Here is a 25,916-nt window from a genome sequence, read left to right on the forward strand (position 1 = left end):
AAACATATGTTATATATTTTTATTTAACAAATCAATAATTAAGCTTTGCAAATTCTATGTATATTGAAAGTTTTTGCAAAGCTTAATTATAACTTTAATTTAAAGGCAAAAATTTACATAATACTATTTCTTTTTATTATCTTTTTTTTCTTTTTTCTTATCTCCTTTTTTAGTTGAGCCGCTTTTGCTCTTTCCTTTATCTGGCATATTAGTACCCTCCTTAATTTTATATAGTAAGTTATATTAAGTTCCTTTAAATATATATTTCTGTATTTTTCTGAATATTCCTTCAATAAAAGAAATCTTTTCTAAAATTTAACATTTTGTTTAAAAATCATTTTAAAAGGTATATAAATAAGCTGTATAAAAATAAATATATTTTTATACAGCTTATTAAAAATTATTTTATAATTTTTCTAATGGCACATAATTTGTTGCAGGCATTTCTTTAATATCTGAAAATTTATATACAACTATCATTCCTGTAATTATAATTATAGTTGTAATTATTCCTGCTTCAGGTCCAAAAGCTCCACCAGTTAATATGTTATCATTTACTTCTTTAATAGTATATATACCATGAGGATCTGTACCACTTACTGGAAATCCAAATATATTTCCTTGAAAGTAATTCCATGTTATATGATATCCAATAGGCATCCATAGATTTTTTGTTTTAACAAACATGTAACCAAATAATATTCCTACTAAAACTATGTTAAATAATCCTAAAATTTTTACATTAGGATTAAAAAAATGCATTGCTGAAAAAATAATTGAGGATATAATAATTGAAAGCCATGGTTTTTTCATATGATTATTTAATAAAGTTATACAATATCCTCTTGAAAGGAGCTCTTCTTTAATTCCTACAATTATAAATAATATTAATCCATAAAAAGTATAAGATGAAAATTTAGGTTTTCCTAAACTTCCTTCAAGTTTTATATTTTTAGTAAATAGAAGTATAAAAAATATAATAGTCATAGAAATTGCTCCAAGTAAAAGACCTAAAAGCAAATTTTTATAATTTTTTCTAATAGATGCAAAACCAAAATCACTAAACTTCTTTTTATTTATGGCTTTTATAGTTATTGTAAGCACAATAATTAATGCTATAAAATCCATAACTTGAGTTAATAAAATTCCTAATGGATTTGCTTGCATAAAATTATTTATTGTATTTGGTATTTGCTCTATTGGTACATTTTTAGCTATAAATATTACTGATATCATACCTGTTATTGCAGAAATTACAACTGAAAAAAACATATAAGATACCATAACAAATAAAATTTCCCATCCAGCTCTTACTTGATTTTTATTATTTTTAAATATTTTCCCCATTTTTGTCCCCTCTCTAGTAAAATTTACCATATTTTAATAATACTATATAAATTTAACAATATCAATAATAAATTAATAAAATATTTAAATTTATAATAATATATAATCTTAATGATATATAATCTATAAGTCTATAATATCTTCTCTATGAATATCAATTATTTCAGCATCTGTATTATTTTCTATAAATCTAATAATATTTTCCATTGTAGAATCCACTTGAGGTGAAGTTCCGCATATTCCTGCTATACCAATTACTATTATTTGATGAATATCTTGCTTATCTACTTCTGCTACTGATATATTAAATTTATTTATAAGCTTTTGAGTAATACTTTTTACAACCATTCTCTTTTCCTTTAGTGAATGTACCCAACATGCTCTAAGTGTAACTTTCATAATTAAAATTTTCATAAATGCTCCTCCATTTCATCTAGATGTTATATTACAATTATCTCATATAATATTTTTTTATCAAAAGATTTTTTATATTAAAAATTTTAAATATAAAAAAACTATCAAACAAATAACTATTTAGTTATTTGTTTGATAGAACAATTAATTTTTCTAATTAAATATATGTTTTAATAAAAATTATTATTTTACTAAACTATTTAGTTTTTATATTATTAATAATTATTTTTATTTACTAGTAGATACTATATTGTGGTAAAATATTATTTAAAGAAAGTGAGGTAATAAAATGGATTTTAATGAAGTTATTAAAAAAAGAAGAGCTATTCGTAAGTATAAAAAAAAGGAAGTTCCTGATGAAAAGCTTCAAAAACTTTATGAAGCTATAAAACTTGCTCCTTCAGGTAATAATCGTCAGCCTTATAAATTTTTATTTGTAAAAGATACAGAAAAAAGAAAAGAAATTGTTTCAAAAGCTTGTCATCAAGATTTCTTATATGACGCTCCAATACTTATGATAGCATGCTGCGAAAAAGGAAAAAATTTTGATACAGCTATTGCTGTAGAAAATATGGTACTTGCAGCTACTAATGAAGGTTTAGCAACTTGCTATATAGGTTGGTTTGAAAGAGATGTAGTAAGTAAAATATTAAACATACCAGATGGAATGGAACCTTGTATACTTGTTCCTATAGGTTATGGTGATGAAACTCCTGAAGAAAAAGATAAAAAATCTATAGAAGAGCTTGTTAGTATAATAGAATAAATTATAAAAAATAAGAGAGTAATTATATTTGATTTTATATAAAACTAATTACTCTCTTATTTTTTAAGGTTAATTACAAAATTTTAATATTTATTATTTATTTTGTTTCACTAAAAACTCTAACAAATTTAATTGAATAAATATCACAAAGTAATTCTGTTCCCTCTGGTTCTCTTAAAATAACATAGCTAATTCCTACTTTTTCTAAAACTCCTGTTCTATCTTGATAAGTATTAGTTCCAATTAAAAAACTTATAAGAACTCTTTTGCCAATTTGTGTTCTTAAATATCCTTGTGTGTAATTTATATCCTGCTGAACAGGTGAACCAGGTGCTGTTTCAAAATTTGAATCTGCTATACCTTGAAGAGTTTGAGGTGTTGGATATGGTGGTACTGCAGTAGTCCCATCTGTCATAAAATATGGCATCCCAGGTATAAATCCCGGTATACCTTGATACTGTGGATACATTTGCTGAGCCGATATAGGCATTGGTATGTATCCAGGCATCATAGATACTCCTTCCATTTGCTCTCTAAAAGGGCAATCTTCATTAAATTCACTCATTATAAAAAACCTCCTTTTATTAAGTTTCAAAATATAATGCTGTTGGATTATAAAAACAATGCTGCACTACTCTTACTTGAAAACTTCCTGATCCATTGTATGGAAACATATAAGGGCAAGATGGTTTAAAAGGATTAAAATACCAAAGAGAAGCACCTACAGTAAATAATTTATTTCCTGCCAATGCCCAATCTGCTATTTTATAATGTATATCCTCTGGAGGATTAGACCATATAGTTTGAGGATTTGGCTGACCATTAATAACAGAACGGACACAATCAAATTGTCCTTTTTGATAAATTACTTTTCTTAAATCACCTTGGCATACTCTTAAATATTCGCCACCACTTACATTTACTCTATTCATAATTACAGTGGCAACTGCCTTCATACCATTTTCTCCCTCTCCACCAGCTTCACACCTAATTATTCTTGCTAATAATTCTCTATTATCATATGCCACTTTAACTATCACCTCATAAATTTAACTCATATTAATATTTTATTAATGAGCATAAAAAATGGTGCATAGTTTTAATAAATTTATTAGCAAATTTTATATATAACTCATATTATATCTATGAAAGAATAAAAGATTTAATGATTAACTTTTGTATAAATTTATATTTAAAACCAATATAAAACTAATGTTAAAAATTAAAAAATAACACTTTTATTAATTAACTTTTGTATAAATTTAAAATTACACATTTTATGAATATATTTACAGGAGGTGTATAATATGTATAAATATAGTTTTTATAGAAGCTGAGGGTGTGCACCTCAGCCTGTAGGCTGGGATATTACATTAAATTCAAATCCGCCTAAATTTCCACCCCCTAATTTTATACCTGATAAAAATAAAGCTCATGCACTTGGATTTGAAAAAACCCCTGGAATTAATTTAGTTTTACCTTCAACTATTCTTCCATGCTTATATAGACTTACTTATATTTGGTTAAATAATGAAGCTGCATTTTGGGCAAAACCTATTTCAATATTAAAAAATACTGTCATTTGCTGGGTATGGAATGGTACCAATTGGTATTTAATTCAATTAAATCTACATGATATATTCTGCTTTATATGCCAATGGTTTTAATATATTAAAAATTTTTATATTTTGTATCAATTTTTTACATCAAATCATATATTAAATTAGACTATGTAAAAAGGTGGGAAATTTTTTGATTATTCATGTTGTAAAACCAGGGGAATCTCTTTATTCTATTTCTCGTTTATATAATGTCCCTCTTGATAAAATTGCATCTTATAATGAACTTAAAGATCCAAATAGATTAGTTATAGGGCAAACTTTAGTTATTATTGAAGGAGTAAGAAAACATGTTATTACTCCTAATCAAAGTTTTTATACTATTGCTTCAATTTATGGATTAACAATTGATGAACTCATAGCTGCAAATCCTCACATAGCTAATCCATCTTGGATATATCCAGGCCAAATAATTAATATACCATCAAAAACAAAAAAACTTGGAACCATTGAAGTAAATGGATATGCTTTCCCTAATATAGATATGACGGTTTTAAAAAAAACCCTCCCATATTTAACCTACTTAAGTATATTTAGTCACGAAGTAAAAGAAAATGGCTCTTTAAGGCCTATTAATGATACTCCTCTTATTGAAGAAGCAAGAAAAGCAAATGTTGCACCGCTTTTAGTTATTACTAATCTTCTAGAAGGCAAAGGCTTTAGTAGTGATTTAGCCCATACTATTTTATCAAATGAAAACTTACAAAACACACTGCTTAATAATGTTATTCAAACTCTTAAAGACAAAAATTATTATGGTCTTGATATTGATTTTGAATATATCTATCCTAAAGATAAAGAACTATATAATAATTTTATCGAAAAAGCCGTAAATAAGTTAAATCCTTTAGGATATTTTGTAACAACAGCATTAGCTCCTAAAGTATCTGAAAATCAAAAAGGTGTTTTATATGAAGCTCATGATTATTCTTTCCACGGAAAATTAGTTTCTCATGTTATACTTATGACTTATGAATGGGGTTATACATTTGGGCCTCCAATGGCAGTAGCACCTCTTAATGCTGTTAGAAGGGTTTTAGATTATGCAGTTACAGCTATACCTAAAAATAAAATATTAATGGGTATACCAAACTATGGATATGATTGGACTCTACCTTATAAACAAGGTACTAGTGCAACCACTCTTTCTAATGTAGGTGCAGTTAATCTTGCAGCCAAGGTTGGAGCAGTAATACAATATGATAACATTTCTCAATCTCCATATTTTAATTATTATGACAGCAACGGCAGAGAGCATATAGTATGGTTTGAAGATGCTAGAAGCATAAATGCAAAGCTTAAATTAGTTAATGAATTTAGCCTCGGAGGTGTAAGTTATTGGACTATAGGTCAATATTTCCCTCAAAACTGGCTTGTTTTAAGTTCACTTTATGATATAAAAAAGGTAATTTAATTATAAATACAATAAGCGTCAAATAGCTTTTAATTAATAGTTATTTGACGCTTATTACCAAATTATATTTTATTTATACAATATGATTATCATGCAAAAGGTATTTTTATTGAGAATTAACACAACTACATATTTTTATATTTAAACAAAATATAGCACTCTTATAGGAAACTATAAATTTAATTATAACAAACAACAGGAGTTCCTACTTGAATATTTTCATATATTGTCTTTGCTAAATAATATGGTGAATTTATACATCCATGAGAACCATTGGTTTTATATATCTCCCCTCCAAATTTGCTTCTCCATTTTGCATCATGAATTCCTATACCTCCATTAAAAGGCATCCAAAAATCAACAGGAGTTACATAGTCTTCTCCTTTTAAAGTAGCATTTCTTTGTTTATATTTTAATCTATAAATTCCTGGTGGTGTTGTATTCTTTTTTCTTACATTACCTGTAACAACATCTCCATCTACTACTAATGATCCATTTTTATAAAACCATAAATGCTGTTTTGTAAGATCTATTTCAACATAAGTATTTCCTATATCATTTGGTCCATAAACTGCAGCTGTTTGTTTATATGTTGGTTTCTTTGTTACTGTTTGTCCATCCTTTATAATTTTAATCAAATCTTCAATTTCTTTAGACTTATTAATTGCCCATCCATAATCACCACCGCCAATTTTAATTGTCTTACCTGACGATGTTAAAAAATCTCTTTTTTTACCAACTGTATTATATTTGTTTGAAAGCATATCTATATATTTTTTTAATTCTTTTTCATTAATTTTTACTTCAAAATTTTCATCAACCACAAGCCATTTATTTATTATATTACAATCTATAACTTCCTTTTGTTCTCCAAATAAATATGTAATATTTGAAGATACATATTTATTAAGAATATCTCTAGCTTCTATAACCTTTTGTGAATTTGAAGTATACTGTGGTTTTATATAGCAATTTGTATTTTCTAAATCTATTACAGTTTTCCCTTTAATTATAGCTTTTTCTATATTTTTATATAATACATTTTTATCTATTTTATTCCCTATTATCTCTTTTACAATAACATATTTATTATTTTCATATTTAAAGCTTGCATTTTTAGGTTCAATTATATTATCGTTTAAGCAATTTAATTTATTTATTCTATCTTCTAATAATTTTTTATCATAATCTAAATTTATCTCTATTTCACGTTTTTCCTTATTAAAAATATCCACTCCCCATTTTAAAGGACTTTGTATGTTTTTAAGCTTTTTAAAATCTTCATTTGGATTACATATTAATCCAATTTCACTGGACTTAATTTGTTCTTCTTTGCCATCCATCTCTTTTAAATTTAAAACATATTTATTAATTTCAGCTTTTATTATTTCATTTACTTTATTTACTGATTTCCCAGATACATTAATACCATTAATTTTAGAGCCAAAATAAAAATGATTTATGAAATATATTGATAAACTAAAATATATAAAAATTAACCCCCCGAGTAAAATACTTATAGTTAATGCTAATTTTTTATGTTCTTTTAGTTTTTCTTTTAATTTTTTTATAACTTTTTTTATATTTTCTTTTGTTAAAGTTTCTTTTAGTTTTTTTATTAAATTTTTTACTGGCCCTACTTTTAATTTTTTTAATTTTTTTACCACAATTTCCATAGTGCCCACCCCTTTAAAAGCCCTTGATATTTTAAAAACAAAGTTTAATGATAAATTATATATAAAAGAACTTATATATTCCATTTTATGTATTTAATTTAATAATTAACACTGTTTTTATTATATAACTTTATTTAATAAATTGCTATTGAAAAAATTTTTATTTATATTAGATAAATTTTTAACAAATTAAAGGATAATTTTATAGTGATTATCTTATAAGTAAACTTCAAAATTTTCCATAACTCACTTATAAATTTTTATTTTATAAAATAATCCAGTAGATAGCCGTAAATGCTTTCTACTGGATTTATTTTTAAATTGTTTTATTATGTCAATGTTCATTTTAAATCTTTAGCTACCTTTTTCCCTCTATATAAATACCAAATTTATTTAATATCAAAGCTTGCCCTATTGACATAAATAATAAAGATAGTAACAGTATATATATTATATTACTATTCATTGAGATCTCTGCTAATTGAAATTGCACTTTAAAATTATAGATATTAATAAAACTTAATATTTTGCCTTCGCTTAATAACTCAAAAGTACAATATCCAAATGGAATTGCTATACTAACTGACGTGTTTTGTGTCAATAAAACCAGCATAAAGCTCAATCCAGTAAAGAAAAAACTTTGTATGGCAAGCTGAATAAAAACATTTATTATGTTAGCACTATTTACACTACAAAATATGATTAATATATAAGTAATAATCATATGTAATATATAAAATGCTAAACATCTACCTATTCCTATCCACCAACGATTCATAGGATATGAGAAAAAAACCTCCTTTCCTTCTTCCTCTACTAAATTATAAAAAGATAGGACAACCCACCATGAAGACATTACTGGCAGCACAGCTTGTAATGCTAATATAATAATTCTTTGATCATCACGAAATAATCTGCAATAAAAAAGTAACAAAATATACACTAAAAATGGTATATAAGCACTTATGCCTAATGATTTCCATTCATTTATAAGTATATTTTTTATTTTCAATTTAACTCTCTCCCAATTAAGCTTAAATATATTTCTTCTAAATAATGACCAATTTTTTTATCCTTTTGCTCAATAAGATTTACTTTTTCTATAACATCAACTACTTGGCTATTTATATTATTTTCTATACCTTTTAAAATAGCAATATGTTCTAAAGCTTGTACAACAGTTAAATTTTTATACAAAGAAAATCTTTGAGGTAAATATCCTATTATTTTTCTTACATCATTTTTATTATTCCAATTTAAATCACCGTATGTTATTGTACCCGAATCTTCATTAATAATTGTAGTTAAAATACGCATTAATGTTGTTTTCCCTGCACCATTAGGGCCTAATAATCCATAAATACCTGGTTCTAAAGAAATATTTATGCCGTCTAATGCTTTATTTTTACCAAAGTATTTAACAATATTATTTATATTTAGTGTCATAATATCCCACCTTATAAGTTAATTAGTTCATTAATTTTTCAAGACTATTAAAAGTTATTTCAGAACTACTATTAGCCATATTAAGCCAATTTATAAAAAACATTTTAATTTTATCGTCACTGTTATTCATTATAAAATCATTTAGCTTTCTACATAAATCTGCCGACTCTTTATCTCCAATTTTTTCATAAACACCTTCTTTGTATTTTAACATATTGGTAATTGGCATGCTATTTGAATAGTTATCCTTAAATCTTTTAATATACCAAGTTATATATGAATTAGTAAAATATTCTTGCATAGATAATTGATTATCATTCCAATACTTATCATAAATAGTTGATTGTAATACCCAATTCATTGTAACATCAGGATAAATAAGAAATTCACCGTCTGAATATGCTTCATTTATAGATAAAATTAAATGATCATCAAAATTGTATATACCATCATTTTTAAGATACACATTAGGCAAAAATAAATAGGTTTTTACATTGCTTGTATCATTTTTATTTATATTAAAATCATTATATATTATCTTTTGATTTTTTTCGAATTCTTTAATCATCTTAGGAACATATTCATCATATTTTTTATAAGATATAGGGTAATAAAATCTTTTACCATCATCTGTATTTCCTTCTTTAATCCAGCCATTAACCATTGAAATTCCTGATTTTGATGTTCCCTTCCAATGATTCTTACCAACAAGCTCTAAATTACATATTGGATTACCTGATCCTATATATATAATCTCATAATTAACAGGAGTTTCCTGCTGGATATAATTAAATGATAAATCATATATATCATTTGAATTCCTTATTACGGCAGGTCCTGATCCAATAAATGGCATCCATGCAAAGTTAACAGGAAGCATCCATGCATTTGTATCTTGATATAAATAATTTAATGGAAGCCCTTTATATTCCATCTCTACATCGAATTTTTCATTTTTTGTAAATTTTTGATTAATAGTTATATCGTCATCCTTCCTTATAAAAGATACATTATTCCCATTTATTTTTATTGAGTCTATTTTAAAACCTTGATATAATATAAAATTTAATTTATCTGCATCTTTATTAGGCTTTATATTCATTTTAACAATCATTGATATTTTACCTTTTGTATTCATTACAATATTTGAACTTATTATTTCAAATTTTTTCTCATCTTTTTTTATATTATTTTGAATACCATATTTTTGCTCAATATCATCCATAACATATTTATAATAATGTTGTTTAACATATTTAAATGATATTATATAACTTGTCGTAAGCATAATTAATATAAGTATAGTGCAAGCAGTATTAATTTTTTTCTTTATTTTATTTTCCTCATGAAGATAAAATAATATTATTAACACTGTACATAAACATAAAATTAAAATTAATCTTATAATCCATAACTCTTTTTGCATTTCATATCCAAATAAAGAATTCATACCTTTATGAGGATCTAACTGTCCTAAATTTATTGCCATAAAATATGGGTGTAATATTATATGAAATTGATCTAATAATGGATCAATTATATCCATACAAATAGGACCAACTAAAAGTCCAACAAAAATAATAATAAAATATACTGCCTTAGAATAAAAAACATTCCCTATAATAATCCCCAAAATCCCACTTATAATAAATGTCAGAAACCAATAAAGAAAAATATATTTAATAGAAGAAAAATAGTAAATCGCATTTACTTTATTAACAAAAAAATATGACATAATTGCAACAGTTGATGTTATGAATATAATTAAACCTATAATTATAATATTAATTATCTTAGATATTTGTTTTAATACATAAGCATTAGGCAGTGAGGCTATTATTTCATCACAATTATTATAAAATTCATTTTTACCATAATAATATCCTATAAATAAACCTAAAAATATTAATATTTGTACCCAATATGCTGATAATGTTAATGACGTTCCAATTTCTTGGTTTTCTGGCATTATAATTAGTACTTGCATTAATAATATCCCTATCCATAAAGCCATTACCAAGTAAAACCAATATGATTTAAAAGTAAATCTATTTTGTATTTTAATACAATTTAATAATTTTTTAGTTACATGATTATTAGCTGTTTTATTTTTCAAATTATATTCCCCTTTCAGTAATTGATACGCACGTGAGCATTAATCTACAAGATTATCTGCACCCCAACAGCCTTTTGTAAGAGCTCCATCTGGATCCAAATGAACATAATAGTTACCTGCACTTACTTTTTCTTGATTTATTACTTGTTTAAATTTTGTATTAGTTCCTGTACTAGGTGCCATTTTACTACAAAGATAATCTACTCTTTGGTCTGGTCCAGTTACTGATCTGTATATTTCATACCAAAGTGCACGCTCGGAACTTTTGTCATTAAATCCATAACCATCTACAAAGCTACTGCAATATTGAGAAATACTGTCAGCTACTGTTTTATCCTTATAAATAGCTATACTTACTGTTCCAGATGCATATAAGCACTTGTCCCTAAAATAACCATAGATAATACTAACGTAGAAATTGTCTTTTTTAACATATTAACATCACACCATTCATATAATATACATTTTAACTTTAGTTAAAAGTTTAACCAAGTTAATTAAAAAATCAAGACTGTGAACAAGCTTGTTCACAGTCTTGATTTTAGTCCTCTATTACAAATATGTCAATAATTCTCTTGTAAATTTTTTCCGGCATTAAATAACAAAAATTAAATTTTTGTTATTTAATTTTAGTTGACATTTTTATTGTTACTTTCTTCATCATAAATATAGTCTTTAATTAATAATGCCCTTATATATCCTTTGTCTTTTGTAGTAGATTCAATATAGAAATCATGTTTATAATAGCAGTGTATAAGATAAGAAGCTTTTGTTGAAGTGTGAAGAAATAACTTACTTACAGAAGCTTTCTTCATAGCCTCATCTACTGCATCTAATAAAGCACTACCTACTCCATGTCTTTGGAGTTCAGGAGATACTGAAAATCTGCTTAGATATGCAGTTTTATCAGGTAATATTTCAACCCTTACACTTCCTACAACTACATCATTAAATAAAGCTACAAACACTTCTTTTGTTTCAATATCTTTTTTTATATCATCATATGTTTCTGTAAGTGCCTCTAAATCATTAGATTCTGGAACATATTTTTTGTATTGTTTAAAAGCCTCTTTTGTTATTTTATATATTTCTTCAATATCTTCAAATTTAGCTTTTCTAACTTCTAAATTTTTATTTTTTATATCCTTAAATTTACGTGATGAATACTCATTTAAAGGATATATGTTTATTATATTATTTTCTTTATCTTTTTTAATTGTTTCAAGTATAGCATTAACAGTATCTAAAGATGTAATACATGGTATATTATATTCCATTGCTGTACGCCTTAAAGAGAATCCATTTTTATTAACTATTTTCCCATTAGTAGGAGTATTTATTATAAAATCAATCTTATCTGTTTTTATATATTGCTGTACTTCTTCCATAGGTACTAGTAAAACATTAATACCTTTATCCTTAAAATAAGTGTAAGTATTATCTGTAGCATATAATTTATATCCTAAATCACAAAGCTTTTGAGCAATACTTAAACTTTCTTCTCTATTTCTTTCTGCTATAGATAAAAGCACATTACCATCCTTTGGAATAATAAGTCCAGAAGCTTCAAGAGCCTTTCTTAAAGCTTTATGATAATCTTTATCAATTCCCATAACTTCACCAGTAGATTTCATCTCTGGTCCTAGAAATGTATCTACCATTGAAAGTTTTGAAAAAGAAAATACTGGTGCTTTTACAGCAACAAAATCTGTTTCTTTTACTAATCCTGTATTATATCCTAAATCTTTTAAATATTTACCCATAATAATTTTTGTAGCTAAATTTATCATAGGTATACCTGTAACTTTGCTAAGTATAGGTACTGTTCTGCTTGCACGTGGATTTACTTCAATTACATACACTTTATTATTTTCATCAATTACAAATTGTATATTGAAAAGACCTTTTATATTTAAAGCTTTTGCAAGGCTTATTGCATAATTAACAATAGTATTTTTGACATTTTCATTAATACTTTGAGGTGGATATACAGCTATGCTATCTCCTGAATGGATACCAGCCCTTTCTATATGTTCCATAATTCCAGGAATTAAAACATCTATGCCGTCTGATATTCCATCAACTTCTACTTCTTTTCCTGAAATATATTTATCTATAAGTACAGGATGTTCTATAGAAATATCTACTGCAAGCTGCATATATTGCTTTAATTCTTTATCATTATATACAATTTCCATTGCTCTTCCACCAAGTACATAAGAAGGTCTTACCAAAACGGGATATCCTATTTTTTGTGCAATCTCTAAAGCATGTTCTATATTAAAAGCAGTACTTCCTGGAGGAAGTGGTATATTAAGTTTTTCTAAAAGTCTAAGAAATCTTTCTCTATCCTCTGCAATATCTATACTATCTACAGCAGTTCCTAATATTTTAACTCCAGCCTTATTTAAAGGAGCTGCAAGATTAATAGCTGTTTGTCCTCCAAATTGAACAATTACTCCTTCAGGTTTTTCTTTTTCAACAATATCTAAAACACATTCTTTAGTAAGCGGTTCAAAATAAAGTTTATCTGAAGTATCAAAATCAGTACTTACAGTTTCAGGATTATTATTTATAATAATAGATTCATATCCAAGTTCTTTAAGTGTCTGTACTGAATGAACACTGCAATAATCAAATTCAATACCTTGCCCTATTCTTATAGGTCCAGACCCTATAACAACTACTTTTTTCCTATCACTTACTACTACATCATCTTCCTCTTCATAAGTTGAATAATAATAAGGAGTAACAGCTTCAAATTCACCAGCACAGGTATCAACTATTTTATATACAGGATTTATACCATATTCTCTTCTCTTATCTATTACTTTCTTTAAAGAAGTATTTAACAAATTAGCTATATAAGTATCTCCAAAGCCTATTTTTTTAGCTTCATACATCAAATCATAGCTAATATCTTCAATATTTGTATTTTTTATTTTTTCACCCAAAAGAACTATTTTTTCTAATTTTTTCATAAAGAAATAATCTATTTTAGTTATATCTATAATCTCTTTTACAGAAATACCCTTTTGTAATGCCTTACATATTGCAAAAATTCTTTCATCGCTAGGAACACTAATAATTTCTTTTAACTGCTCTAAAGTTCTATCTTCAAATTGCTTTAGCCCTAATTGATAGTCTAATTTTATATCTAAAGAATCTATTGCCTTTAATAAAGATTCTTCAAAAGTTCTTCCTATTGCCATAACTTCACCAGTGGCTTTCATTTGTGTTCCAAGGGAACGATTTGCAGTTGTAAATTTATCAAAAGGCCATCTTGGAACCTTTGTAACTACATAATCTAATGATGGTTCAAAACAAGCATAAGTATTTTTAGTAATAGAGTTTTTTATTTCATCCAAATTCATACCAATTGCTATTTTAGCTGTTACCCTTGCAATAGGATATCCTGTAGCTTTTGATGCTAATGCACTAGATCGGCTTACTCTAGGATTAACTTCTATTACAACATACTCAAAACTATTGGGATTTAAAGCAAACTGTATATTGCAGCCTCCATTAATTTTAAGAGCACGAATAATTTTTATAGAAGCAGAACGAAGCATTTGATACTCTTTATCAGATAATGTTTGGCTTGGCGCTACTACTATACTATCTCCTGTATGAACTCCTACTGGATCGAAATTTTCCATATTACAAATTATTATGCAGTTATCTGCCTGATCCCTCATAACTTCATATTCAATCTCTTTCCATCCAGCAACACTTTGCTCAAGTAAAACTTGATGAATCATACTAAGCTTTAATCCGCGGCCTACAATATACTTAAATTCTTCCATATTATTTGCAATACCGCCTCCTGTTCCACCTAATGTGTAAGCAGGACGAATAATTATAGGAAATCCAACCTTCTCTACAAAAGCAACAGCATCTTCTAATGTAGTAACAATAGTACTGTGAGCTACTTTTTCGCCTATTTCTTCCATCATTTTTTTAAATAATTCTCTATCTTCAGCTTTTTCAATAGATTCTAAAGAAGTTCCAAGAAGTTCAATGCCTAATTCTTCTAATATACCATCTTTAGCTAATTCTACTGCCATATTAAGAGCAGTCTGACCGCCTAATGAAGGGAGAATACCTTGAGGTCTTTCTTTATATATTATTTTTTTTATAAATTCTAAGGTAATTGGCTCTATATATACCTTATCGGCAATATCCATATCAGTCATAATAGTAGCAGGATTACTATTAATAAGTATAACTTCTATACCTTCTTCTTTAAGAGCTTTGCATGCTTGTGTTCCTGAATAATCAAACTCTGCTGCCTGACCAATAACTATAGGGCCTGAACCTATTACCATTACCTTTTTTATATCTTCTCTTTTAGGCATTAGCATTCCCTCCTGCCATTTTTATAAAATCATCAAATATATAGTTTGAATCCTGTGGCCCTGGAGCTGCTTCTGGGTGATATTGAACACTTATAATTGGTAAAAATTTATGTTTAAATCCTTCTACGGTACCATCATTTACATTAATATGTGTAATAATTACATCACTGTTAAAATTATTTTTTAAAGCATAATTATGGTTTTGTGATGTTATATAAATTTTACCTGTAATAAAGTCTTTTACAGGATGATTAGCTCCATGATGTCCAAATTTTAATTTGTAGGTTTTACCTCCAAGAGCTATACCTAATAATTGATGACCTAAACATATTCCCATTATAGGTTTTTTCCCTAAAAGTTTTTTTATATTTTCATAAACCTCAGGTAAATCTTCTGGATCTCCTGGACCGTTTGAAAGTAAAATTCCATCTGGATTAATTTCTAATAACTCTTCTGTAGTAGAATTATAAGGAAATACATATATATCACAGCCTTTATTTTGTAAAATCCTTAAGATGCTTTGCTTTACTCCAAAATCTAATACAGCTATTTTTTTACCTTTACCTTCAATATGATATTTTTCAGTAGTGCTTACTTCTTTAACAAGATTTATTTTCAAAAGTTTATTTTCTTTTATTTTATTTAAAAGTTCTTCTATACTTTCATCTTTAGTAGAAATAATGCCATTCATACTTCCAAAATTTCTTATATGTTTTGTAAGTTTTCTTGTATCAATGTCCTTTATTCCTACAATATTATATTCTTTAAAATATTCCTCTGGAGAAATATTACCTCTCCAGTTACTTGAAGCATCGCATATTTCTTTTACAATAAATCCATTAACATGAGGCTTAAAAGATTCTTTATCTATATTATTAAAACCATAATTACCTATTAGCGGATAAGTCATGGTTACCATCTGACCTTTATAAGAAGGATCTGTTAAAATTTCTTCATAACCAGTCATAGATGTATTAAAAACTACTTCTCCTAATGCTTCTCCTTCAGCACCAAAAGAGTTTCCAATGAAAGCTGTTCCATCTTCTAATACAAGTTTTGCTTTCATATGCCTCCTCCTTTAAAATCAAAATCTATCAATTTTAATAATTATTCACCAAGTGTAGCAACCATAACAGCTTTTATAGTATGCATTCTATTTTCCGCTTCATCAAATACAACAGAGTGCTTACTTTCAAATACTTCATCTGTAACTTCCATTTCTTTTAATCCAAATTTATCAAAAATTTTCATACCAATTGTTGTATTTAAGTCATGGAAGGCTGGCAGACAGTGTTCAAATAATACATTTGGATTACCTGTTAACTTTATCATGTCCATATTAACTTGAAAGGGTTTTAATAAATTTATTCTTTCCTCCCAGATGGATTCTGACTCTCCCATAGATACCCAAACATCAGTATAAATTACATCTGCTCCTTTAACTCCTTCTGCAATATTATCTGTACAGGTAATACTGCCTCCAGTTTCATTTGCAATTTTTAAACATTTAGACATAAGGTTTTGAGATGGAAATAATTTTTTAGGTGCCACTATTCTAAAATCCATTCCCATTTTAGCAGCACCAATCATAAGTGCATTGGAAACATTATTCCTTCCATCACCTACATATGTCCAAGTCATCTCATTATATGGCTTTTTTAGGTGTTCGTATGCTGTTAAAAAATCCGCAAGCACTTGAGTTGGATGATCAGCATCAGTAAGTCCATTCCAAACTGGTACTCCTGAGTATTTTGCTAAATCTTCAACTATATTTTGTGAAAATCCTCTATATTCTATTCCGTCGTACATTCTTCCAAGTACTCTTGCAGTATCTTTTATAGATTCTTTTTTAGCCATTTGGCTGCCTAAAGGCCCAATATAAGTTACATGGGCCCCTTGATCATATGCAGCTACTTCAAAGGCACAGCGAGTTCTTGTAGAATCTTTTTCAAATAATAGTGCTATATTTTTGCCTTTTAATTTTTGTTTTTCATACCCGCCATATTTTGCTTTTTTTAGTTCCGATGATAAATCAAGTAAAAATTTTATTTCATCTGGAGAATAGTCCATAAGAGTTAAAAAACTTCTGTTTTTTAAATTGTTCATGACATCACTCCTTTGATACTTAAAAAGTTCATATTATCTAATTACCTGTTATTTGCATTTATTGTTAATCTTTTTTTCATTCATAGCTTTAATTCTATAAGGAAGACCAAATAAATTAATAAATCCTTCAGAATCTTTATGACTGTATAATTCACTTTCTCCAAAAGAAGATATTCCTTTATCATATAATGCATAAATTGTATCTACTCCAGCAGGAATAATATTACCTTTATAAAGCTTTAATTTTACTGTTCCAGTTACATTTTCTTGAGTTTTATCAATAAAAGCATCTAAAGCTTCTCTTATAGTACTAAACCATACTCCATCATAAACAATTTCAGCATATTTTTGAGCCACAATCTGTTTAAAATGATATGTCTGTTTATCTAAAATTGCTTGTTCTATTTCACGATGAGCAGCTAAAAGTAAAGTTCCAGCTGGTGTTTCGTATACTCCTCTTGACTTCATACCTACAAGTCTGTTTTCAATAATATCTGCAATTCCAACTCCATTTTCACCTGCAATAGTATTTAATGTTTTTATAAGTTCTACTGGTGCAAGCTCTTTTCCATTAACTTTCTTAGGAACTCCTTGTTCAAAGTAAATTTCAACATAAGTAGGTTCATCCTTAGCTTTTTCAGGAGGAGTTACCATAAGATACATTTCTGTTTTATGTTCATTTGTTAATTCTTCTAAATCTCCACCTTCATGGCTTACATGCCATAAATTCCTATCCATAGAATATATTTTTTCTTTAGTTACAGTAATTTTTATTCCTTTTTCATTTGCATAATCTATAGCATCTTCCCTTGATTTAATATTCCATATCCTCCAAGGAGCTATTATTTTAATTTCAGGATCTATTGAAGTAATACCTAATTCAAAACGTACTTGATCATTACCCTTTCCAGTGCATCCGTGGCATATATATTTAGCTCCTTCTTTATGAGCAATTTCAACAAGTCTCTTTGCAATTAATGGTCTTGCATATGATGTACCTAATAAATATTTTTCTTCATAAACTGCTCCTGATTTTATAGCTTTGTATAAATAATCAACTACAAATTCCTCTTTTAAATCTTCTACATAAACTTTTGATGCTCCAGTCATTATTGCTCTTTCTTTTATTTCTTCCATATCATCTTCTTGTCCAACATCTGCACACACTGCAATAACATCAAAATTATAATTCTCTTTAAGCCAATGTACTATTATAGAAGTATCTAATCCTCCTGAATATGCTAATATAACTTTTTCTTTCATTTTAAAAATTCCCCTTTCTTTACTATTTATATAATTTAGATATCCCTTATCTTAATTAGTAATAATACTTATACATTTTTTATAAACTCAAATATCAGTTTTTCTTTTAAGTTCATAAATTATATTTATAATTATGCAACTTTTTTTATAAATATGCAATACCTTTTTTGTATTTATTTTATATTTTTTATAAAAAATAAGGCTGCCTCAAAATAGGAGTTAGTTTGAAATTAACTCCTATTTTAAGGCAGCCCCTTTTATAATTAAAAAATTTACATCTATAAATTTAGTGAAAGTATAAAATTAGTTATAATATTAATCCCATGAAAAAGAGCATCATCTGAAGCATTAAAGTAAGGAGAATGTAGTGGATATAAGCCTTTATTACCATCTGCTATTCCCAGTCTAAAATGTACAGATGGTATTTTTTGTGCAAAAAATGAAAAATCTTCAGCAGCAAAAGTTTTTTCAAGGGGAATAACATTGTTTTCCCCAATAAGAGATTTTGTAATATTTATAAATTTGTTAGTAAAATCCTCATCATTTATTAATGGAGGGTATTGAAAATTATATTTTAATTCTGTAGTACAATTATATTTTTCTGCACTTAGATAAGAAATTCTTTTTATATCTTCATAAATTTTATTTCTTAAATCATTATCAAAAGTTCTTACAGTTCCTAAAACCACACATTCATCTGCTATTACATTTGGTGCAGTATCGCATTGAATTGAAGTAAAAGTTATAATATGTGAATCAAGTGGATTAATTTCCATTTTTGTTTTAAAATTCATAGTCTGAATAAAATCCATTGCAGGATATATAGGATTTTTGCAAAGATAAGGCATAGCTGCATGACCACCATTACCTTTAAATATTATTTTAAAATCATCTACTGATGCCATAGAAGGTCCTGGTGAAACCTCTATAGTTCCAACATTAACATTGGGCCATACATGAAATCCTATCATATTTTTAACTTTAGGGTTTTCAAGTACACCTTCTTTAATCATAGGCAAAGCTCCGCCGTCATCTTCCTCCGCAGGTTGAAATATAAATTTTACACATTTATCAAAACCTATTTTTTTAAGAATTAAGCAAGTTCCCATAACTATAGCCATATGATAATCATGTCCGCAAACATGAGATACTCCATTTACTGGAAGTGCATCCATATCAGCTCTAATAGCTATACATTCTTCTCCACTATTTAAAGTAGCAGCTACTCCAGTTTTAGCTAAAATTTTAGAAGGTATATTTAAATCTTTTAAAAAATTTAATATAATCTTCTGAGTTTTAAATTCATTAAAAGAAAGCTCAGCATTGTTATTAAGTTCAATCCTAAGTTTTTTTATATACTCAATATTTTCTTCAATTACCTTTTTGATATCCAAGTTAACACCGCCTTTAATAAATAATTGTAATTAACCTGTTGAACATATTTATTTCAACAGGTTAATTACAATATATCTATGCAGACAATTCCTGCATAATTCCTTCTAATATATTTAATGCAGCATCCATATCCTCTTTTTCTACATTAAGAGGAGGAAGAAGCCTTATAATATCTTTCCCAGCAGTAATTACCAAAAGTCCCTTACTAAAGCAGGTTTTCATAAAAGATTTTGGATCATCAACTTTAATACCTATAAGCAGCCCAGTTCCTCTTATTTCTTTTATAACTCCATATTTGTTTTGTAATGTTAATAATTTTTCTTTTAAATATTTGCTTTTTTCTTCAACAGATTCAATCACCCCGCCATCTACTAATTCATTTAATATAGCACATCCAACTGAACAGGCAAGAGGATTTCCTCCAAAAGTACTTCCATGATCTCCAGGTACTAATGTTCCTTCAGCTTTTTCATTTACTATAAAAGCTCCTATTGGAAATCCACCCCCTAAAGCTTTTGCAATAGTAATTATATCTGGTATAACTCCAAATTTTTTATAAGCAAAAAGGCTTCCAAGTCTACCCATTCCACACTGTATTTCATCAAAAATTAATAAAGCATCATATTTATCGCATTGCTCTCTAACTTCTTTTAAAAATTCACTACTAGCCTCTATAATTCCTCCTTCTCCTTGTATAGGCTCTATTATAACTCCACATACATTTTCATTAAAATTTCTTTTTAAATCTTCAATATTATTAAATTCAACTTCTTTTACTCCACCAATTAAAGGCATAAAATTCTTTTGATATTTTGATTGTCCTGTAACTGATAAAGCTCCCATACTCCTGCCATGAAAGGAATTAGTCATATATAATATAATATTTTTATCCTCTTTGCCTTTTAACTTGCCATATTTTCTTGCTGCCTTTAGGGCTCCCTCTACTGCTTCTGTGCCACTATTGCAAAAAAATACTTTGCTATGATCGCAATTTTCTATTAATTTATTTGCAAGTTCTATATGTTTTGTATTCCAATAATAATTTGATATATGAATAACTTTTTTGCTCTGTTCAGTTATAGCATTAATTATTGCAGGATGGCTATGTCCTAAGCAATTTACTGCAACTCCTGATACAAAATCTATATATTCTTTACCATTTACATCATAAAGTCTGCTTCCTATACCTTTTTCAAAAATAACATCAAATCTTTCATATGTATTCATTAAACTATTTTTTGACATAAATTATCTCTCCTCTTTGCTATTATTTTAGTTCCACTATCAGTTGTTATATTAAGTAATAAATTATGTTCTTTTCTTCCATCAATTAATTGAACACTATTAGTTCCTTTATTAAGAGCATCAATGCAGCATTCAAGTTTTGGAATCATTCCTCCAGTAATAATACCAGAATCTATATATTCTTTTATCTCATCAATAGTAATAGATTTTAAAATACTTGATGGATCATTAATATCTATATATACTCCATCTATATCAGTCATAATCAATAATTTTTCAGCTTTTAATGCTCCACTTATAAAAGATGCTGCATAATCTGCATTTATATTATAACTGTTCCCATTATCATCGCACCCAACTGGAGATATTACAGGAATTATATTGTTTTCTAAAAGTTTTAAAAGTAACTTTTCATTTACACATTCAACTTCTCCAACAAAGCCTATATCTAATTTATTGTTCCCATCATATACATATTTTTTCTTTGCCTTAATTAATTTAGAATCTTTACCACTTAAACCAATAGCTGTAAGACCTTTTATACTTAAACGTGAGGATAATTTTTTGTTTACATTTCCTGACAAAACCATCTCTACAATCTCCATTGTAGATTTATCTGTAACTCTTAAGCCTTTTATAAATTTAGTTTCTATACCCGTTTTTTTCAACCATTTAGATATTTCAGGACCGCCTCCATGTATAATAACTACTTTTATTCCTTTGCTTGTAAGTAACAATAAATCATCAATAAAAGCCTCTTGAGCTTTTTCATCATTCATTATGCTTCCACCATATTTTATTACAAAAGTCTTTTCTTTAAACTTATTAAGTTGTAAAAAATTGTTTTTATCTAAGTCAGTAGATTGATTATTCATTTCCTTCCTCCAGTTTGGTATATTTTTAAGAATAATTATACAACCTTATATATAATTATTCAATAAAAACATTGACTTTTTTATTAATATGTCCCATAATTATTTTTATCATATAAATTTTAAAAATTGAGGTGAAATCATGATAAACGCAGGAATTATAGGAGCAACCGGCTATGCAGGGCAGCAGCTTGTGTGGATACTTAATAATCATCCAAATGTAAATGTTCAATTTTATAGTTCTCATAATTATGCAGGAGATTTTTTAAATGAAATATATGTAAATTATTATGGTTTTATTGAAGATAAATGCATTAATATGGATGAAGCTGAAAATCAATTAAAATATATAGATGTTTTATTTATTGCACTGCCAAATGGGAAAACTTTTGATATAACAAAAAAAGCTTTAAATCTAGGTGTAAAAGTAATTGACTTAGGAGCAGATTTCAGATTAAATTCTAAGGAAGTTTACGAAGAATGGTATAAAATAAAACATGAATTACCTTCACTTTTAGAAGAAGCAGTTTACGGACTTACAGAACTAAATAGAGAAAAAATTAAAAAATGCAATCTTTTAGCAAATCCAGGATGTTATCCTACTGCAACTATATTAGCTTTAGCACCTCTTTTAAAAAATAAATTAATAGATACAAAAAGCATAATTATAGATGCAAAATCTGGAGTTTCTGGAGCAGGAAGATCAGCTAATGTAACTTCTCTTTTTACAGAATGCAATGAATCAATAAAAGCCTATGGAATTCCAACACATAGACATACTCCAGAAATTGAACAAGAACTTTCAAAGCTTGCTTTAGAAGATTTAAAGGTATCTTTTACTCCTCATTTAGTTCCAATGAATAGAGGAATACTTTCTACCTGTTATGCAAATTTAAATACAAATATAAATACAGAAGAACTTTTAAACTTATATAAAGATTTTTATAAAGATGAGTATTTCATAAAAATATTAAATACTCTTCCTGAAACCAAATGGGTAAAAGGTTCAAATCTTTGCCATATAGGCATAAAATCAGATACTCGTACAAACAGAGTAATTGTAATATCTGCTATAGATAATTTAATTAAAGGTGCTGCTGGTCAGGCTGTTCAAAACATGAACATTATGTTCGGATTAAAAGAAACAGAAGGATTAGAATTTATATCAATGGCTCCATAGTATTATTATCCCTATATATCTAAAATTAAAAGTCTAGTAAAATAATAACCTTTTTTATTTAGAGATTTCTCTCTTAGATTATTATTTTACTAGACTAATTTTTCTTACTAGATATCTATTATTTAGGTTCATTTCTAAGAAGCCACCAACGTAATGTCCAAAGCAAAGTTGCTATAATTCTTAAAAATAATATTATTAAAAATGTAATGTGAAGAGCATTTAAATTAGATCCTAAGCTTGTATAAATTTTAACTCCTACAATTGGCATTACAGCATTAGAAAAACATATAAATAAAGTATATATAGAAATGCTCAAAGTCTTATTTTTTTCAGGTATTACCTGAAGCAAACACTGTAAAATATTAAGCATAACTGTTGCGAAAGCCAAATTGGCAATACTGTTAAGAATAAGAAATAATTGCCGCCCAATATTTAAAGGTACGCTAGTTGAAAAAATCATAGCAATTGGACCAAAGCAAAGTCCCAATCCTCCCATTATTATAGAAAATCTTATACCTTTTTTTTCATTTATACGACTCCAAAATCCTATTGTTAAAAATTGTATTGATGCACTGCAAACATTTAAATATCCAATCCAAGCTTCATTAAGTTTTAAATACTTAATTTGTCCTATATAATATAAAGTCCAATCCATTTGCCAGCTCATATAAAAAAATAAAGCTACTCCTAAAAATCCAAGAAAATTTTTATTATGCATTAAATCTATTGCAACATTTTTTAAATCTTTAAAAGTAACTTTATTTTGAATCTTTTTCTCATTTTCTGATTCTATCTTTTTTAAAATAAATATTTGTAACAATATAAACAAACACGCTGCCCAAAAAAAGCTTTGATGGAACTTTAATTTGCCTGAATTAGTAGAAGCAGATGCTAAAAGAGTTCCTGTTAAAAGCGGGGCTGCAATATTAACTAAAAATGTCCACTTTGTTCTTAAAGTAAATACTTTATTTCTTTCTTTTATAGGTATTACGTCCGAAAAATAAGCCTGCCAAGAAGCATTATATAAAGTCATAGGTCCAATAGATAATGAAATAAGTATTAAAAAGGCTGTAAATCTATGTTTTTTCATAATAGGTACAAAACCAATTAAAAAATAAAATACTGCAAGACTTAAAAGAGACATTATAACCATTTTCTTTTTACTAGACATTCTATCTGTTAAAATTCCACCTGGAATAAGCACTAACATTCCTACAAATTGAGGTAGTGCTGTAACTAAACTAAGTTGGAAATCACTTGCTCCAAGCCTTGTTGCAAATAAATTATTATTATTATTAATGAAATTATTTACAAGAGCAATAAGTATACCCTCATAAGCAAATAAAAACATATTTCTATCTTTTTTTAAGGAGGTCTTTGCTTTATTTATAATTTTATTATGTATAAGACTTAAAACAATATTGCCGTTATTATTCATAATATAATACCTCTTTTTATAATACTCATATTAAATAATCTCACATAATTGTATCAAGTTTTATAGCTTATGACTATAGTTTTTAGTAATAAAAAATCAGCAAAAAATTGATATTTTTTGCTGATTTTTTTGTATTATTTCACAAATTTATTTTTATTAAATTTTACTTTTATTATTTAAAACTTTCTATTGCATTTTTAGCCCAATTTGAATCATTAAGTATAGCTCTTCCTACTCCTATAAGATCTGCTTTTCCATTCATTAAAAGATTTTCAGCTGCCTTTGCTTGTGTTATACCTCCTGTTAAAATTAATGGAATTGAAACAACTTTTTTAATTTCTTCAGTAAGCTTTGAAAAATATCCTTGCCCGCTTAAACCCTGAACATTATATCCTGAAAAACCTCCAGAAATATCAAGTATGTTTATTCCCGCTTTTTCAAATTCACAAGCTGCAATTTTGCTATCTTCTATAGTGGTTCCCCCTTCTTTAAAATCTGAAGCTCCTAATCTTAATAAAATTAGAAAATCCTCTCCCACCGCTTCACGTATAGAATTTATAATTTCAATATGAATTCTAATTCTATTATATACATCTCCTCCATATTCATCTGTACGTTTATTAGTTAGTGGTGAAAAAAATTGATTTAATAAATATCCATGAGCTGAATGAATTTCTACCCCATCAAAACCAGCTTTTTTTACCCTTAAAGCTGCATCAGTAAAAGCTTTAATAATACTTTTAATTTCGGTTTTACTAAGCTCCTTTGGTATTATTCCCTGCTTTGGATGAGGTATAGGAGATGGTGCTAAAACATCTAATCCTGTAATTTCTTTATTTGTTGCACTTCCTGCATGATTAATCTGCATAACAGTTTTAGATCCATTTTTATGAATAATTTCAGCTAATTTTTTAAGCCCATCTATGTTTCTATCATCAGCTACTGAAAGCTGACCTTTACTTGCCTTTCCGTCTTGTCTTATAAAACTATGTTCAATTATTATAAGTCCTATATATCCTCCTTTAGACTTTTCATTATAATAATCAAGAATATCTTGACTTATACTTCCATCTAATTCAGATTTGGATGTAGCCATAGGGGGCATAACCAATCTATTTTTTAATGTAACTGTCCCAACTTGTAATGGATTAAGCAAACAAGCCATATGAAAAATCCTCCTTTATTATTAAAAATTTATAATTTTATTATACATCTTATTAGGATTTTTCATTTATTTTTTTGAAAATTAATCCAAAAATTT

21 protein-coding genes and 1 pseudogene are annotated in these 25,916 nt (G+C 27.1%); 3 read left to right on the forward strand and 19 right to left on the reverse strand.

The window, feature by feature from the left end:
• Positions 1-405: 405 nt before the first annotated feature.
• Together B5D11_RS08845 and B5D11_RS08850 are read right to left on the reverse strand one after the other, a co-directional pair.
• A complete protein-coding gene (locus B5D11_RS08845; protein WP_180376992.1) occupies positions 406-1,347 on the reverse strand; it encodes a CPBP family intramembrane glutamic endopeptidase in 942 nt (313 codons plus the stop codon).
• Between the two features lie 123 nt (positions 1,348-1,470).
• Complete coding sequence (locus tag B5D11_RS08850; protein WP_078682679.1) at positions 1,471-1,761, reverse strand: DUF503 domain-containing protein; 291 nt, start codon at positions 1,759-1,761, stop codon at positions 1,471-1,473.
• Between the two features lie 289 nt (positions 1,762-2,050).
• Between B5D11_RS08850 and B5D11_RS08855 the strand changes: the two genes are divergently transcribed.
• Positions 2,051-2,527 (forward strand): nitroreductase family protein, encoded by a 477-nt coding sequence (locus tag B5D11_RS08855; protein ID WP_078682680.1) that lies wholly within the window; start codon positions 2,051-2,053, stop codon positions 2,525-2,527.
• Between the two features lie 97 nt (positions 2,528-2,624).
• Here B5D11_RS08855 and B5D11_RS12835 read toward each other — a convergent pair whose 3' ends face one another.
• Positions 2,625-3,092 (reverse strand): hypothetical protein, encoded by a 468-nt coding sequence (locus B5D11_RS12835; protein ID WP_228201991.1) that lies wholly within the window; start codon positions 3,090-3,092, stop codon positions 2,625-2,627.
• 19 nt (positions 3,093-3,111) lie between these two features.
• The gene (locus tag B5D11_RS08865) at positions 3,112-3,555 is read right to left on the reverse strand and encodes a cell wall hydrolase (RefSeq protein WP_078682681.1); all 444 of its coding nucleotides are present in this window, start codon (positions 3,553-3,555) and stop codon (positions 3,112-3,114) included.
• Positions 3,556-4,279: 724 nt separating this feature from the next.
• Between B5D11_RS08865 and B5D11_RS08870 the strand changes: the two genes are divergently transcribed.
• Positions 4,280-5,560, forward strand: coding sequence for a glycosyl hydrolase family 18 protein (locus tag B5D11_RS08870; RefSeq protein ID WP_078682682.1), 1,281 nt, complete (start codon positions 4,280-4,282; stop codon positions 5,558-5,560).
• Between the two features lie 179 nt (positions 5,561-5,739).
• Here the strand turns inward: B5D11_RS08870 and B5D11_RS08875 are convergent, their stop codons facing one another.
• From B5D11_RS08875 to argB, 13 genes and pseudogenes are all read right to left on the reverse strand, one after another.
• The gene (locus tag B5D11_RS08875) at positions 5,740-7,236 is read right to left on the reverse strand and encodes a L,D-transpeptidase family protein (protein WP_078682683.1); all 1,497 of its coding nucleotides are present in this window, start codon (positions 7,234-7,236) and stop codon (positions 5,740-5,742) included.
• Positions 7,237-7,594: 358 nt separating this feature from the next.
• Positions 7,595-8,248: a hypothetical protein gene (locus tag B5D11_RS08880; RefSeq protein ID WP_078682684.1), complete on the reverse strand. Its 654-nt coding sequence runs from the start codon at positions 8,246-8,248 to the stop codon at positions 7,595-7,597.
• Positions 8,245-8,682: an ATP-binding cassette domain-containing protein gene (locus tag B5D11_RS08885; RefSeq protein WP_078682685.1), complete on the reverse strand. Its 438-nt coding sequence runs from the start codon at positions 8,680-8,682 to the stop codon at positions 8,245-8,247. Before B5D11_RS08885 ends, B5D11_RS08880 begins: the two co-directional genes overlap by 4 nt.
• A gap of 22 nt (positions 8,683-8,704) precedes the next feature.
• Complete coding sequence (locus B5D11_RS08890) at positions 8,705-10,798, reverse strand: hypothetical protein (RefSeq protein ID WP_078682686.1); 2,094 nt, start codon at positions 10,796-10,798, stop codon at positions 8,705-8,707.
• A 39-nt stretch (positions 10,799-10,837) separates the two neighbouring features.
• The gene (locus B5D11_RS12700) at positions 10,838-10,981 is read right to left on the reverse strand and encodes a hypothetical protein (RefSeq protein WP_180376993.1); all 144 of its coding nucleotides are present in this window, start codon (positions 10,979-10,981) and stop codon (positions 10,838-10,840) included.
• 446 nt (positions 10,982-11,427) lie between these two features.
• Positions 11,428-12,027: a GNAT family N-acetyltransferase gene (locus B5D11_RS12975; protein ID WP_278320348.1), complete on the reverse strand. Its 600-nt coding sequence runs from the start codon at positions 12,025-12,027 to the stop codon at positions 11,428-11,430.
• A pseudogene (gene carB, locus B5D11_RS08895) lies at positions 12,010-15,156 on the reverse strand (carbamoyl-phosphate synthase (glutamine-hydrolyzing) large subunit); the annotation flags it as partial. The gene B5D11_RS12975 and the pseudogene carB, both read right to left, overlap by 18 nt.
• The gene (carA, locus tag B5D11_RS08900) at positions 15,149-16,222 is read right to left on the reverse strand and encodes a glutamine-hydrolyzing carbamoyl-phosphate synthase small subunit (protein WP_078682688.1); all 1,074 of its coding nucleotides are present in this window, start codon (positions 16,220-16,222) and stop codon (positions 15,149-15,151) included. The pseudogene carB and the gene carA, both read right to left, overlap by 8 nt.
• 41 nt (positions 16,223-16,263) lie before the next feature.
• A complete protein-coding gene (argF, locus tag B5D11_RS08905; RefSeq protein ID WP_078682689.1) occupies positions 16,264-17,262 on the reverse strand; it encodes an ornithine carbamoyltransferase in 999 nt (332 codons plus the stop codon).
• Positions 17,263-17,310: 48 nt separating this feature from the next.
• Positions 17,311-18,525, reverse strand: a complete 1,215-nt coding sequence (locus B5D11_RS08910) for an argininosuccinate synthase (RefSeq protein WP_078682690.1) — start codon at positions 18,523-18,525, stop codon at positions 17,311-17,313.
• A 278-nt stretch (positions 18,526-18,803) separates the two neighbouring features.
• On the reverse strand, positions 18,804-19,919 hold the full coding sequence (locus B5D11_RS08915; RefSeq protein WP_078682691.1) for a M20 metallopeptidase family protein: 1,116 nt from the start codon (positions 19,917-19,919) through the stop codon (positions 18,804-18,806).
• Positions 19,920-19,995: 76 nt separating this feature from the next.
• Positions 19,996-21,165 carry an aspartate aminotransferase family protein gene (locus B5D11_RS08920; protein WP_078682692.1) on the reverse strand — a complete coding sequence of 390 codons (1,170 nt, stop codon included), beginning with the start codon at positions 21,163-21,165 and terminating at the stop codon, positions 19,996-19,998.
• On the reverse strand, positions 21,147-22,040 hold the full coding sequence (argB, locus tag B5D11_RS08925) for an acetylglutamate kinase (RefSeq protein WP_078682693.1): 894 nt from the start codon (positions 22,038-22,040) through the stop codon (positions 21,147-21,149). The genes B5D11_RS08920 and argB overlap by 19 nt, the downstream gene beginning before the upstream one ends.
• A 139-nt stretch (positions 22,041-22,179) precedes the next feature.
• On the opposite strand from argB, the gene argC reads away from it, so the two are divergent.
• Entirely contained in the window at positions 22,180-23,217 is a 1,038-nt protein-coding gene (gene argC, locus B5D11_RS08930) for an N-acetyl-gamma-glutamyl-phosphate reductase (protein WP_078682694.1), read from the forward strand.
• 118 nt (positions 23,218-23,335) lie between these two features.
• Here argC and B5D11_RS08935 read toward each other — a convergent pair whose 3' ends face one another.
• Entirely contained in the window at positions 23,336-24,655 is a 1,320-nt protein-coding gene (locus tag B5D11_RS08935; RefSeq protein ID WP_078682695.1) for an MFS transporter, read from the reverse strand.
• A 172-nt stretch (positions 24,656-24,827) separates the two neighbouring features.
• A complete protein-coding gene (locus tag B5D11_RS08940; RefSeq protein WP_078682696.1) occupies positions 24,828-25,820 on the reverse strand; it encodes an NADH:flavin oxidoreductase in 993 nt (330 codons plus the stop codon).
• Positions 25,821-25,916: the final 96 nt, after the last annotated feature.

The sequence above is a fragment of the Clostridium sp. USBA 49 genome (assembly GCF_900167505.1).
Taxonomy (GTDB): domain Bacteria; phylum Bacillota; class Clostridia; order Clostridiales; family Clostridiaceae; genus Clostridium_AT; species Clostridium_AT prolinivorans.